Raw genomic sequence first — 13,354 nt, forward strand, 5'->3', positions numbered from 1 at the left:
CGAACTCGGAAGCTAAGCTCCTCAGCGGCAATGGTACTGCTCTAATAAGAGTGGGAGAGTAGCTCGACGCAGCCTAAAAATATAAAAACCCTCTGATGAGAATTCGTCAGAGGGTTTTTTGCGTTCCAATTTTCCTATCAAGACACACCTGCTTACTCTTTAAGCAGATCATCCCACCAAAAATCAATAACTTACAGCTGGCCTACTCCTTGTAACTCTATCGATCGGCTATCTATGCCCATTGTCTGTACTGAGTTACTGCCGAACGATTGTTGAACCCCCAGTTTCCTAAGGAAGATCTCATGGCCACAGTTTATCCAGATTCCAATCGCCGCCGGGTGATTTTCGCTAGCCGAGCCGAGGAGCAAGTCTATAATATCACTAAGTCTCTCTCTAAAGATTGGCGAGCTTACTACTCGTGTACTTTATCGGCATTAGAGCCAGGCAAGGGTCTTCAAGATAATGAGATCGACTTTGTTTTGTATCACCCTCGTTGGGGGATCTTTGCCATCGAAGTGAAGGGTGGCCAGATCAAATATGATGCTGATGCTGGTAAGTTCTATTCAATCAATCGCTATGGAAAATCTTTTGCGATCAGGAACCCCTTTCAGCAGGCATTGGTTTGGAAGAGCCGTTTCTTACGCTATTTGAAACGAAGCAATTTAAAGTGCCCAGCGACTCATCTAGTTTGCTTTCCTACAGCTGATGAAACTCAAATTCAAGCCTCAGCCGAGGTAGAGCCCAAACTTATCCTGGGTCGACACAGGCTTCAGAACCTGGAAGCCTACTTGAAGGAAATTGCGAAAGCCGTTCACCCAGAGAAGTATCTAAAGTTCCAAGATATAGGCCAAGACCTAGATACCCTACTTAAGGGCTCCACTTACGAAACTAAGCTCTTCATACGTGACTATTTGGACAATCATGAGATGAGGGTCAAGGATGTTGAGGTTATTCATGAAACCCTTATCACTCCAGTTGCTAGCTCTAAAAGACTGGCGGTGGAAGGGGAAGCTGGCACCGGTAAAACCATGCTTGCTATCATGCTGGCAAAACACTTCCGCAATCAAGGCAAGGAAGTGCTATTGCTATCGAGCAACCCGCTTCTCAATAGTTTCATGAAAACCGAAGTAGGCGATAAAGTTAATGTGATGACATATGCAGAGCTCGCATCATCCTATGGAATTGAACTCCTGCGTAGACCCAATGGCTTTGATGGTAGCCGTGAAGATTGGATTCAATATGTTGGCCCAGAACGCCTGAAAGAAGCCATTGCTAGCTCTGAAAAACGCTACGAAGTCCTGCTCTGTGACGAGGCTCAGGATGTGCAGCCGTTCTGGTGGGAATCTATTGAAACAGCCCTCAAAGATGATGAGTCGCATTTCTATATATTTTTCGATCGAAGCCAAGGGGTGTTCGGCTCGGGCTCATCTGATAGTAGTTTCGTCCCTGAAGACGTTTTACCGATTGGCACACCCTATTTTCCTCTGGTTCATAACTATCGCACCACACGGGAGATCTGTGGATTTTCAAGGTCCTTTCGCACTGGAAAAGAAATTTTAAGAAGCCACTCAGGACGCCTAGGTTATGTCCCAGAGCTAATTGTTTATGAAGATGAGCAGGATGCGCAAGACAAGCTTCAAGAGTTACTGGATCGCCTCTACCAAAAAGAGGGTCTGATGAGTCATGAGACCACGATTCTTTCGGCTAGGCGACCGTTTCATGAAGGCTCTGTTCTCAATGGCATCAATAAGCTAGGTGCCTATGAATTCATGAATCTGGGAGAGCTTAAGCAGCGCACTATGCCTACGGCTAAGGACTACGCAGGTAAGGTGCCTATCTCTACGATCTCTAGCTTTAAAGGCTTGGAAACCCATGTTGGTATCATTGCTAATATTAGCGAGTATAACTTGCCTTTAACGAATCCAATCATGTCTAGCTTGCTGTATGTGGCCTGCACCCGGGCCAAACATATGCTCTATATCATGGTGAAAAAGGGGGATTCGAAGCAGGAAGTCATAGAAAGTGCGTTACAAAGCATCGAAAAAACTGGTGCTATGGTAGTGGATAGCAACACGATCTCCAACGAGTTTGTTGGCGAGGTGACCCACTATAATCCCGATCGATTGGGTTGGCTCAAAGTCAAAGATCCAGCTTTCGAAAAAGCCAGTATCATGTTCTTTCCCCATGATGTCCGCAAGGCTGATATTGGTGATATCAAGGTCGGTATGAAGCTGAGGTTTACCCCACGACAAGAGGGTTTTACCACGGTAGCGGAAGATCTTGTGATCGCTGATGAGGAGCTTCAGGCAGATACTGAGGAAAAAGTAGGTTAAGGGCTGGCCAAAGCCCTTAACCATCACTTGGTTTGGGGGTGTCATCCCTTAGATCTAGCCTCAGGATGACTTAAAGTTTAGCTTAAGCCAATTTCTTTAAGGCGCTGGTGAAGGTACTCACCGGCTGTGATGTCGGGATACTTCTTCTCACCACCAGTCTTAGCAACACAACTTGCGATAGGATTCAAAGGCACCTCGCTGCGTGCATGGACGAAGAAAGGCATGGAAAACCGTCGCGAACGAGAGTCATTTGGGTTCACAACCCTGTGAGTTGTTGCCTTGTAGAAGCCGTTACTAGCGTTCTGAAGCATATCTCCTGAATCAACAATGATACATCCTCTTGGGGTCACTACTGGCAACCAGTTGCCGTTGCGATCCATGATTTCAAGGCCCGACGTTGTTGCGTCGATCAATAAGGTGATTAAGTTAATATCTTCATGAGCGGCTGCCCGAACGCTTGCAGGGTTGGCGTCTTCTGGAATGGGTGGATAATGAATCAGGCGAAGGATGGTGTTGCCGTCGACTGCCATATCGCGGAAAAGTGATTTATCTTCACCGATATAGAGCGAGCATGCCTCCAATATCTGCAGTGAACATCGTTCTAGCTGTTGATAGATATCCTTCATAGTCGTTTCGAATGAAGGCAGCTCTTTAGGCCAGATATTTTGTGGATAAACATCAGCAAGCTTATGCCCGTCTGAAAGGTCCTGCCCCACGTGCCAGAACTCTTTAAGGTCAGGAGCATCGTGGTCTTTAGCATGCTCACGACCAAACGAGGTGTAGCCTCGCTGACCTTGGATTTCTAGGTTCTCGTATTTTCTTTTAGTCGCTTCATCGAGTTTGAAGAACTTTTCGGAAATCGAGTAGGCTTCTGAAACTAAATCCTGTGGCAGTCCATGGTTTGTCAATGCAAAGAAACCAACATCCTTTAGGGCGGCTCCTACATTATCCACAAACTTTTGTTTTTTGTTCTTATCGTCCGAAAGGTAGTCATTTAAATCGATGACTGGAATGGTATTAGGGGTGCTCATACGATACCTCTAAGCAAGCGTGGGTTATGTCGTTGTGCTGTGGTTACCAAATTAAGACAGTAAAGATCAAACAACAATTACAGATACCACAGTTCTAATTTTTAGCGGGGATTTTCTTATTTGATTCCGATAGTTTGAGTGACTTCCGGTAATCATAATGGGCCAAGATCGCTTCCGCTGCAAGGTTCGAGGCTTTAATGTGCCAGAGATCTTCTAGAACAACGACAGATGCAACCACGACCTCAGGGTTCTCAATGGGATAGGCACCAGCAAACCAAGTGGTGACTCCCTTTGGATGAGCCCCTGTGAGAGTCCCTGTTTTACCGCCAATATCTTGACGCAAACGACGGTAACGCCCTTTTCTAAAAACTGAAGTCGCGGTGCCACCGAGGACCGTGGCATCCATGATCGCTAGGAGTTCACGAGAGGCCTCTTCGCTAAGAACCCGCTCTGAAGCCAAAGCTTGCTCCTTGCCGCTTGCTGAAAAAAGCCTCAAAGGCTTGCTAACGCCCAGATTGGCGATGGCGAGCATCTGCCAAGTAGCATGAGCTACCGATATCCCCACATTGCCAAAGCCAGCTGCAAAGCTCCCGACACGGTGGGCGCTGGACGTTGCTGGATTTGGGGTGCGAATAGGACTAGGCCTAAGTGAGAAGTCAGTGGTGACGGGCTTCCCATCCCAGCCGAAGCGTTTCGCCATATTGAGGATTGGCCCAAGACCAATTTCATTGACAGCCAAGCGCGCGAAAAAACCGTTACATGAACTGCCGTACGCTCGGCGGAGGTTGATCTTAAACTTTCTGCCGCGGACATTATTCCGCAACCAATAACCTCGCGGGCTCACAGTCGCGCAGCCACCATCCAAGGTTGAGCCTTGTAGGCTGTCGATGTTGGTCGATTCCAGGGTGGATGCAGCGACGATGGTTTTGAAGAGTGAGGCAGCGGGAAAGCCGGTATGTAGATTCGTGTTAGTTTGGGCACCCCACGCTTTGGGCTGTGCACCCTGCACCATGGCAAGGACTTTACCAGTGCGTACATCAGCCAAAATAAGCCCTGCGACAGGGTTATCGCGAGCTTTTAAAAAGTGTTTCAATCTGTTTTGAATCCGTGGAACTATATTGACTGGCATGCTATGCAAGCTAGGAGTAGCGATGTCCTCCCACTCAGGCAAAACCTGAGGAATTTTGGGCAGGGTGGCGTTTGCCCAGGCGCGATTCCCGTGACTGAAACAGGTAAGAGATGCTAATAAAATGATTGAGCTGACGGATGTTAATCGGAGAATATGCTTCATTTTGATGATGCCAAGTGATTCAAGGTGACTTGATTATTATACCGGATGCAAGGCTAATTTAATATCCTATAGTTGTTGATATCAAAGCCTTCTAGGCCTGCCGAAAGGGAGCTAAGCCATTACACTTTTTTTCTATTTCTTGAAGGAACTACTACCTCAATTTGTCACGTCTTTGTGTGTTCTTAGTGCCATCATAGTCGTATCACAACTTATCCGACTTTCTGAAGTTTTAGTCACTTTTGGGCTAACCCTAGAAAATATTCTTTTGCCGTTTCTATTCATTATGGTTCCGTTTCTTTCGTTCACTATACCCATCGCCTATATGTTTGCGGTTCTTTTGGCATTTAGCCGCTTTTCCGCCGATGGAGAATACACAGCTATGCTAGCGTCAGGCTATTCTTTGAAGCGAGCTGCAGTGCCGGTCCTGCTCATTGGTGGGATTCTTTACGGCACAGCTACCATATGCTCCTTGTACTTCGAGCCCTGGGGGCGCCGTGAAACGGTACAGTTTTATCATCGCAAGACCCAAACTGAATTAGACAACATGATCAAGGTCCAGCTCAAGCCTGGAGTGTTTCTTGATGACTTTCTAGGTTACGTCCTCTACGCGGAAACCATATCTCCTGATCGAACTCACTTTGAGAATGTGATGCTAGCTCCAGGAAGTAAGAACAAGGATCAAAGTTTCACCTTGCTTGCACCCAGTGGGTCTGTGTCTGGATCAGTAGAGTCGGGCGATCTCACGATGGCCTTCGACTATGGTGTGATTTACTCGACTGCTCCCGATTCCGAGCAGATATCAGTGGTAAAATTCAAGCGAGCAGAACTGGACTTGATCCGTATCTTTCAGGAACAGATTTTTGGTCCGGATTCAGCAACAGATGACTATCGAAGTTATTCCCCTGGCCAACTTTGGAACTATGTTTCGAAACTGGAAAACAATAGGCGGCCTGATCAAGAAAAAACCTATCTAAAGGCCCGGTTTCTCCTCCACCAGCGATTTGGATTGCCCTTTGCTTGCATCACCTTCGCCTTGTTTGCCATGGTGCTTGGAATTCAAGATGAACGTCGCGGGCGAGGCTTTGGCTACATTGGTGCCATTCTTACCATTATATTCGGCTATGTGGTGCTCATGAGCTTTAAGTATATGGCGGAAAAAGGTCAAATCTCGGCTATTCTAGGAGCTTGGGTGCCCAACTTGCTGCTTTTGGCATTTGGTAGTTTCCTGGTCTATCAAAAAAATAAACTCCCTCCATCAGAGTCTGCCTTAGACCCTCGTTATATCCCTGGTCTACGCAAGATCTGGCAGCGAAATAACCCTAGCCCTTCGGATTAAGGGCCTACACAAGCTTTTACAAAATCTACACAAAAAATGGGGTGCTAACACCCCGCTGATTTGGTAAGTGGGAAAAGGGTTAAATCAGGACACAATCGATGGCAATGTAAGGTGAAAAAAGTATGAGACGTGTCGTTGTTACTGGCTTAGGTATGGTTTCTCCTGTGGGCAATAACGTTCAGGATTCCTGGAAGCGAGCGCTTCAAGGAGAGTCTGGGGTAACTAAGATTAGCCTTTTCGATCCTAGTGATTTGAAAGTACAAATAGCGGCTGAGGTTAAAGACTTCGATCCTAGTTTTGTCATTGGTAAAAAGGATCAAGCTCGACTCACTCGATTCATCCAATTTGCAGCCGTCGCTGCCCACGAAGCGATTGCGGAAAGTGGTTTGGATACCTCAGTAAACTCAGAGCGAATTGGTTGCTCCATCGGCGTGGGCATGGGAGCCCTAGCGTGCATCGAAGAGAGTACCCGTGTCCTCGACGAAAAGGGCGAGAAGCGGATTTCACCATTCTTCATTCCCTATACAATTCCCAATATGGCTGCCGGCTACGTCTCCATCTTGAAGAATCTCAAAGGGCCTAATATCTGCCCCACCACAGCCTGTGCTAGTGGAACTCACGGTATTGGCGAGGGCTTTCGTTTGATTAAAGACGGTCATGCGGATGCGATGGTATGTGGTGGCTCCGAGTCGACAATCTCAAAGCTAGGCATCGCTTCATTCAATGCCCTGAAAGCTTTAAGCACTCACAACGAAGAGCCCTCTGTGGCATCTCGACCCTTCGACAAGAATCGTGATGGTTTTATCATGGGCGAGGGGGCTGGCATTCTGGTTTTAGAGGACATGGAAAGCGCTCAAAAGAGAGGCGCAAAAATTTACGCAGAAGTGGTAGGTTATGGCTTGTCAGGGGATGGTCACCACATCACGGCTCCCGCACCTCAAGGGGAAGGTGGGCAGCGCTGCATGAAAATGGCCTTGGAAACAGGGGGCTTAAAGCCAGAGGACGTTGATTACATTAATGCTCACGGGACTTCGACCAAGATGAACGATCAATACGAGAGCGAGGCCATCATGGCTGTATTTGGCGATCACGCTAAGAAGCTTTCCATTTCGTCCACAAAGGGAGTCACGGGCCATTGTATCGGTGGTGCTGGTGGGATCGAGGCGATTTTCTCGATCCTGGCGATTCACCACAACACTGTACCACCCACTGCCAACTTGCATGAGCAAGATGAGCTGTGTCCACTTGATTACACCCCCAACGAAGCTGTCGAAAAACGGGTGTCTGTTGCACTGTCTAATTCATTTGGGTTTGGCGGGACGAACGCAACTGTGGCATTCCGAGCAATCGATTAGGGTTGCATGATATTTCGACTTAGGCACGGAGATCACGAAACCAATCGTTGATCGAAGTGTCACCGAAACGTCAAAAGACCCTAAAAACTTGTAAATTTACTAACAAGTCTTGCGGCAATCGTGCTAGCGTGATAGCCGTCTGAAGTCTATAGGCTTGATCTGGTTTTAGGAAGTGTTTATGGCGAAAAAGAAAACAAACTTAGATAAAGAACAGCTCTTCGCAATGTACAAACAGATGTGTCTTTTTAGAAGATTCGAAGAGCGTGTTGGCTTGGCTTATACAAAGAGAAAATTCTCTGGGTTTTGCCATTTGCACATAGGACAAGAAGGCTTAGCGGTCGGTGTTCAGAATAGCCTCCGGGATTCTGACTACATGATCAGTGGCTATCGGTCGCACACCCAGGCTATCGGCAAGGGGATCGAGCCAAAGCAAGTCATGGCCGAGCTATTCGGCAAAGTTGACGGCATTTGCCGCGGCAAAGGCGGATCGATGCACATGTTTAGTGAGTCGCTTCGCTTCTTAGGTGGGCATGGGATCGTTGGTGGTCAAGTGCCACTGGCTGCCGGTGTTGGCTTCGCGATTCGTTATCGTGAAGAAGATGATGTCTGTGTTTGCTACCTCGGCGATGCGGCAACGAATCAAGGCCAGTTTTTCGAAGCGTTGAACATGGCGGCGACCTGGGATCTACCCGTACTTTTCATCATTGAAAACAACAAGTATGGTATGGGAACGGATATCCGCCGAACCACAAGCATTGATCACCTTTGGAAGCGAGCCTTGTCATTCGACATGGATCACTCCGACTGTGATGGTATGAACGTGATCACGGTGCAAGAGCATGTTTCGAAAATTGTCGAGAAAATGAGGAAAGATAAAAAGCCTCACCTTTTGGAAGCCCTTACCTATCGCTATCGCGGTCATTCGGTTTCCGATCCCGGCACCTACCGAACGAAAAAAGAAGTCGAAGATTACCAGAAGAATAAAGACCCCATCAAACAACTTGGCAAGTACTTGGTTGAGAACGATCTCAGCACCGAGGAGCAGCTCAAAGAGTGGGATACGGAGGCTAAAGATCAGGTGAAAGCCGCTGAGGCATTTGCTGATGAATCGCCGAATCCACCGATTGAAGAACTTTGGGATCACGTTCTGGTTTAATACTTATTCGAAAGAGAGATATACATGGCGCAATTAACATTCCGCGAGGCCTTAGGCCGAGCCATGAAAGAAGAGATGGAACGCGACGAGACCATTTTTTTGATGGGTGAAGAGGTCGCGCAATACGATGGAGCCTACAAGGTTTCCAAAGGTCTCCTAGAAAAGTTCGGTGAGAAGCGTGTATGGGATTCACCAATTTCCGAGGGTGGCTTTGCTGGCTTGGGGATCGGTGCTGCGATGGTTGGCTTGCGACCTATCATCGAAATGATGACTTGGAACTTTGGTATCCAGGCCTTCGACCAGATCATCAACCATGCTGCAAAAATGCGATACATGTCTGGCGGCCAATTTAAGGTGCCCATCGTGTTTCGTGGACCGAATGGTGCTGCTCACATGCTTGGAGCACAGCATAGCCAAGCAGTAGAGCCGATGATCACCAACATTCCAGGTCTGATTGTTGTCACCTGCTCGACTCCCTACGATGGACTCGGGCTATTAAAATCTGCGATCCGCGATGACAACCCTGTGATCTTCCTTGAAAGTGAGATGATGTACGGCTTGAAGGGCGAAGTCCCTGACGAAGAGTACCTCATCCCTCTTGGCAAAGGGGATATCAAGAAAGAGGGTTCAGATGTGACTCTCATCGCCTGGAATAAGGTGGTGCATAAGTGCATGAAAATCGCTGAAGCCCTAGAAAAAGATGGTGTGAGCGTCGAAGTCCTCGACCCTAGAACGCTCCAGCCACTGGATGAGGATTTAATCTTTGAATCCGTTAAGAAAACCAACCGAGTTGTGATCGTAGAGGAAGCATGGGGGTTCTCGTCTCTAGGCTCGCAAATCTCCGATCGAATTCAAAGCGCTTGCTTCGATTATCTAGACGCTCCGGTAACGCGGGTCACAAACGAGTTTGTGCCAATGCCTTACAACGAAGCCCAAGAAGAGCGAACGATGCCATCGGAAGATCGCATCACCCAAGCGATCAAAGACGTAATGTACCTATAAGCAAACTGAGGACGGTCTCATGGCTGAAATAATTGAAATGCCAAAGCTAAGCGACACCATGGAAGAGGGTGCGATAGCGTCTTGGCTTAAAGAAGAAGGCGACTTCATCGAAGAAGGCGAAGCCTTTGTTGAAATCGAAACCGATAAGGCGACGATGGAGTACAACTCACCTGAAGAAGGAACACTTCTGAAGATCCTTGTCAAAGGTGGTGAGGCCTGTGAACTAAATGCCCCGATTTGCGTGATTGGTGAAAAGGGCGAAGATTTCGATCTCGATAAGCTTCTAGCCAAATCTGGCGGTAGCAAAAGCGAGTCTAAAGCAGATGAATCTGAAAAGTCTGATGAAAAGGCTTCTTCGGGGGATGAAGGCTCTGCGAAGCAAGAGGCTAGCGCTCCCAAGAGCCAAAGTTCAGGCGACGGTTCTCGCGTAAAAGCGTCCCCACTAGCGAAAAAGATGGCCGAAGACAACAATATCAGCCTTGACCAGATCGATGGCTCAGGCCCTGGTGGTCGCATCATTCAGAAAGATGTCGAACAAGCAATGCAGAGCGGCGGTGGCAAGCCGAAGCCTGGTGACACCGTGGATGTACCAAAGCCGATTCCATTGCCTCAGTTTGGCGACCAAGACAAGCCAAATTCGATGATGAGGAAGACGATTGCCAAGCGCCTTCTGGCTGGCAAAAACGACGCTCCTCACTTCTATCTGACTCGATCCGTAAACATGGCGAAGCTTCTAGAGTGGCGCAAGTCTCTTAACGCCGAAGTAGAAAGCTATCGTGGTGACAACCCGCCACCTAAAGTCAGTGTCAATGACCTCATCGTCCAGGCATGTGGTAAGGCCCTGATGAAGCATCCGGAAGTGAATGCTTCGTGGCAAGGCGACTTCATTCGTCAGTTCGGTTCAGCTGATATTTCGGTCGCTGTAGCTATTCCAGATGGCCTGATCACACCAGTTGTGAGAGGTGCTCATATCCTGGGTGCTCGGGACATCGCGCGGCAAACCAAGGATCTTGTCGGCCGGGCGAAATCTGGAGGCCTAAAGCCAGAGGAATACCAAGGCGGAACCTTCTCTATTTCCAATCTAGGTATGATGGGAATCGAAGAGTTTACAGCTATTATCAATCCTCCACAGGCTGCGATTTTAGCCGTAGGCGCTACCATTCCTACACCGTGGGTGGGAGACAGCGGCGAGATTGAAGTTCAGCAACGCATGAAATTCACCATGTCTTGTGATCACCGTGTCATCGACGGTGCGGTAGGAGCGCAGTTCCTGCAAACTCTAGCGGCTTATCTAGAGAATCCTTTGATGATGCTTTCCTAGTATGACCAAGGGGTCACAGCAGTGGCCCCTTTGCTTTGACTTCTCTCAAGGCTTTTGCTATTCATTTAGCTCCCCTTGGCTCCATAGTTAAACGGATATAACAAGCGCTTCCTAAGCGTTAGTTCTAGGTTCGATTCCTGGTGGGGCCGCCATTTCTTTTAGTTCACCTCAAGATCGTTGGTTGAAACACTGTGTGCAGTAGCCTTTCTTCCTTCTTTTGGGGTCGGTGCGTGGCCTGAAGTGCACTGGGTTGTTACACCCTACCACCTGGCAGATCTTTTTGTCAGTCTGTGATTTTTCTTTGCTTGGAGTGATCGGAAGTTTTGGGATTTTTGTTGGAATAGGGAATAGCTTGTCTCGTTCGTTTTCAACTATTTGAACTACGATCTCCGCTTCATCTTTTTCATCAGGATTCATTAGAGAGATTTGGCGCTGAAAAAGGGTTATGGCTTCGTCAAACTCTTGCTTTGAGATAAAGCCTTCCTTTACGAGTAGAGAAATGTCATCTAGATCCTGACCATCGGGGCGATCGATCATTGGGAATATTTTTGATAGGAGAAGGTCTGGTTTATAGGGAACGTAGAGCTTAACAGCACTGCCTTCGTATACAAGGCTGTGAAACGGATTTCTACCTGACCTTAGGAAGTCTTGAGCCAAGTTAGAAACATTGTCATTTAGCCATCTTTGAGGAATATCCTGCTCAAGTGCAAATGCTTTAGATAAACGCTTGATGTCTTCTGGGATTTTCGTAATTGTATCGATGTCCCCCGTTACTTTTGCCCTAGCGATTAGGTAGATCGCTCCTCCACCTACTATAGATGCCGTGAAGGACTTGTCATGTTTGTTCAAGTAAAAGTCAAACGAATCGAGAATAGTGGTATCTATAGGGTCCGTCATTTGCTTAGCTCATGGCAAAGGAGTTAGAAGATGTCAAGCTACGCGCTCTTTTAAGGTCGGTTAGCAGCCGAAAGGCTGGCTCATGAGTCATTGCAAATCTCTTTTCCAAATCTGAAGGTGTCGTGGCCGGGTTTCTCTTTAGCTGAAAGCTCACATCAGCTCTGAACGTTCCACCCATAAATAGCCGTTCTCTAAGCTGCTTGTTTCTCTTGAATAGAACGAGTTCAGGGACCAAATCGCTTTCTCGGAGCCGTACGCTGCCTGCTGGGATCATCAACCCTAAGCTTAAAGGCACTTCCATAAAAGTGCCTTCTTTAGCTAGCTTTTTATCCACCAGAGCTTTCATTCTCTGGTCAAGATAGAATGGAGAAAAGTTCCCAGATACTGTGGTACCCAGTAGGTGCATGGCCAGTCTCATCAATGGGGCTCTTTCCCGGCCTAAATGATCCCACATTTTTTGAAGTTTCGATCGGTTGATAAGGCTGACGTTCTTTTGCAGAAAGAGTGTCAGTGGCCCTAAGAAACGAGTGGCGGACATCTCTTTTAGCCCAACCAGGTAAAAAGCAGTTAGAAGAGATAGCTCCAGATCGAGGTGCGTTTTTGAACTATAGGACGGTAGAAAAACACCAACTTGATATAGTGATCTATCCAGATATTTATGTGCTTCGTTCTGAGTACAATTATCTAATTTTTCAATAAATTTTCTGTAGTTCATACCGTCACCTATAGTTGGTTATGCCAACTAAACTAAGTATCGGATAGTTTCTGTAACTAGTAAAGACCAAATCTTATAAGTATCTGTAATTATACATTATATATGGTTTCCTATGGTATTCGTTAGCTTAATAATTTTAGCTCCCGTAAAGGTGCTAAAAACGAATTTTTCTAATTTTGATACCTAATGAGGTGCTACAATTGATAGAACTACTATTTTAGTACCTTAAGGTGCTAAAGTTTGGGAGTGTCTCGATACTGAAACCCGAAAAGGTATCAAAATGAGAAGAACTCTGTCTGAGATATATGAAACAGCGGGACCTATAGCAGTTTTCGTTAGAGAAAAACGAAAGGAGCTTGGATATACCCAGGAGGTACTTGCCAGGCGAATCGGAGTTGGTGTGAGGTTTTTTCGAGAGCTGGAGCAAGGCAAGCAAAGCTTGCGGTTGGATAAAGTACGAACCGTTGTTGAATTCCTTGGAGGGGTTATAACTGTGAAGGAAAGAGGGCCTCTACCATGAGAGTTGGAGATGTATATGTCGATGATGTTCTCGCTGGACAATTAGTTGATATAGTCGAAGCTACCTTGAGCGGCCGAATTGTAAACCCGTAAGTTTAACGATTCCACTTCAGATAACGTGTTCAAAAGCAAGACTCTCTTTTCAGTCTTTGATAGCCTCATTCCTGAGGGATAGCTCAGTTCTATCGCCATCGAGCACTTTGTCGAAAATTAGAAATTTCGGATAATGTCATCGACTCGATTATCAAACATTTTGTTGGTAAGTTTGATGAGATTAAATAATTGATAGAGAAGAGTTTTATCTGTCCTGTCCGAGCAAGGGTGTCACAAATCAAGACAAAAATTAAGATAGGCCCTGATATCACTCATGGGCAGTCTCTTTCCAAAAACTCCTTCTT

At 46.9% G+C, this 13,354-nt stretch carries 11 protein-coding genes and 1 tRNA gene; 8 read left to right on the forward strand and 4 right to left on the reverse strand.

Annotated elements, in window-relative coordinates; genetic code table 11:
* Window positions 1-302: 302 nt before the first annotated feature.
* Complete coding sequence (locus tag B9N89_RS30595; RefSeq protein WP_132326362.1) at window positions 303-2,333, forward strand: nuclease-related domain-containing DEAD/DEAH box helicase; 2,031 nt, start codon at window positions 303-305, stop codon at window positions 2,331-2,333.
* 77 nt (window positions 2,334-2,410) lie between these two features.
* Here B9N89_RS30595 and B9N89_RS30600 read toward each other — a convergent pair whose 3' ends face one another.
* A complete protein-coding gene (locus tag B9N89_RS30600; RefSeq protein WP_132326360.1) occupies window positions 2,411-3,364 on the reverse strand; it encodes an isopenicillin N synthase family dioxygenase in 954 nt (317 codons plus the stop codon).
* A gap of 94 nt (window positions 3,365-3,458) precedes the next feature.
* The gene (locus B9N89_RS30605) at window positions 3,459-4,655 is read right to left on the reverse strand and encodes a penicillin-binding transpeptidase domain-containing protein (RefSeq protein WP_132326358.1); all 1,197 of its coding nucleotides are present in this window, start codon (window positions 4,653-4,655) and stop codon (window positions 3,459-3,461) included.
* Window positions 4,656-4,794: 139 nt separating this feature from the next.
* On the opposite strand from B9N89_RS30605, the gene B9N89_RS30610 reads away from it, so the two are divergent.
* From B9N89_RS30610 to B9N89_RS30635, 6 genes are all read left to right on the forward strand, one after another.
* Window positions 4,795-5,991, forward strand: a complete 1,197-nt coding sequence (locus B9N89_RS30610; protein WP_159455760.1) for an LptF/LptG family permease — start codon at window positions 4,795-4,797, stop codon at window positions 5,989-5,991.
* Between the two features lie 122 nt (window positions 5,992-6,113).
* On the forward strand, window positions 6,114-7,346 hold the full coding sequence (gene fabF, locus B9N89_RS30615) for a beta-ketoacyl-ACP synthase II (protein ID WP_132326354.1): 1,233 nt from the start codon (window positions 6,114-6,116) through the stop codon (window positions 7,344-7,346).
* Window positions 7,347-7,524: 178 nt separating this feature from the next.
* Complete coding sequence (gene pdhA / locus B9N89_RS30620) at window positions 7,525-8,502, forward strand: pyruvate dehydrogenase (acetyl-transferring) E1 component subunit alpha (RefSeq protein ID WP_132326352.1); 978 nt, start codon at window positions 7,525-7,527, stop codon at window positions 8,500-8,502.
* A 24-nt stretch (window positions 8,503-8,526) separates the two neighbouring features.
* Window positions 8,527-9,504: a pyruvate dehydrogenase complex E1 component subunit beta gene (locus B9N89_RS30625; RefSeq protein WP_132326350.1), complete on the forward strand. Its 978-nt coding sequence runs from the start codon at window positions 8,527-8,529 to the stop codon at window positions 9,502-9,504.
* 19 nt (window positions 9,505-9,523) lie between these two features.
* Complete coding sequence (locus B9N89_RS30630; protein ID WP_132326348.1) at window positions 9,524-10,825, forward strand: pyruvate dehydrogenase complex dihydrolipoamide acetyltransferase; 1,302 nt, start codon at window positions 9,524-9,526, stop codon at window positions 10,823-10,825.
* 77 nt (window positions 10,826-10,902) lie between these two features.
* Window positions 10,903-10,977: transfer RNA gene (locus B9N89_RS30635), tRNA-Arg, on the forward strand.
* Between the two features lie 16 nt (window positions 10,978-10,993).
* On the opposite strand, the gene B9N89_RS30640 is transcribed toward B9N89_RS30635, so the two are convergent.
* Entirely contained in the window at window positions 10,994-11,722 is a 729-nt protein-coding gene (locus B9N89_RS30640) for a DUF6036 family nucleotidyltransferase (RefSeq protein ID WP_132326346.1), read from the reverse strand.
* A 4-nt stretch (window positions 11,723-11,726) separates the two neighbouring features.
* Window positions 11,727-12,437: a hypothetical protein gene (locus tag B9N89_RS30645; protein ID WP_132326344.1), complete on the reverse strand. Its 711-nt coding sequence runs from the start codon at window positions 12,435-12,437 to the stop codon at window positions 11,727-11,729.
* Window positions 12,438-12,717: 280 nt separating this feature from the next.
* Between B9N89_RS30645 and B9N89_RS30650 the strand changes: the two genes are divergently transcribed.
* The gene (locus tag B9N89_RS30650) at window positions 12,718-12,957 is read left to right on the forward strand and encodes a helix-turn-helix domain-containing protein (RefSeq protein ID WP_132326342.1); all 240 of its coding nucleotides are present in this window, start codon (window positions 12,718-12,720) and stop codon (window positions 12,955-12,957) included.
* Window positions 12,958-13,354 lie beyond the last annotated feature (397 nt).

Origin of the sequence: Pseudobacteriovorax antillogorgiicola, assembly GCF_900177345.1 — a bacterium.
GTDB lineage: Bacteria > Bdellovibrionota_B > Oligoflexia > Oligoflexales > Oligoflexaceae > Pseudobacteriovorax > Pseudobacteriovorax antillogorgiicola.

What these genes read in the sequence shown, in the direction of transcription:
- B9N89_RS30595 (WP_132326362.1), top strand. Translation starts at nt 303, where the DNA reads ATGGCCACAGTTTATCCAGATTCCAATCGCCGCCGGGTGATTTTCGCT.
- B9N89_RS30600 (WP_132326360.1), bottom strand. Translation starts at nt 3,364, where the DNA reads ATGAGCACCCCTAATACCATTCCAGTCATCGATTTAAATGACTACCTT.
- B9N89_RS30605 (WP_132326358.1), bottom strand. Translation starts at nt 4,655, where the DNA reads ATGAAGCATATTCTCCGATTAACATCCGTCAGCTCAATCATTTTATTA.
- fabF (WP_132326354.1), top strand. Translation starts at nt 6,114, where the DNA reads ATGAGACGTGTCGTTGTTACTGGCTTAGGTATGGTTTCTCCTGTGGGC.
- pdhA (WP_132326352.1), top strand. Translation starts at nt 7,525, where the DNA reads ATGGCGAAAAAGAAAACAAACTTAGATAAAGAACAGCTCTTCGCAATG.
- B9N89_RS30625 (WP_132326350.1), top strand. Translation starts at nt 8,527, where the DNA reads ATGGCGCAATTAACATTCCGCGAGGCCTTAGGCCGAGCCATGAAAGAA.
- B9N89_RS30630 (WP_132326348.1), top strand. Translation starts at nt 9,524, where the DNA reads ATGGCTGAAATAATTGAAATGCCAAAGCTAAGCGACACCATGGAAGAG.
- B9N89_RS30640 (WP_132326346.1), bottom strand. Translation starts at nt 11,722, where the DNA reads ATGACGGACCCTATAGATACCACTATTCTCGATTCGTTTGACTTTTAC.
- B9N89_RS30645 (WP_132326344.1), bottom strand. Translation starts at nt 12,437, where the DNA reads ATGAACTACAGAAAATTTATTGAAAAATTAGATAATTGTACTCAGAAC.
- B9N89_RS30650 (WP_132326342.1), top strand. Translation starts at nt 12,718, where the DNA reads ATGAGAAGAACTCTGTCTGAGATATATGAAACAGCGGGACCTATAGCA.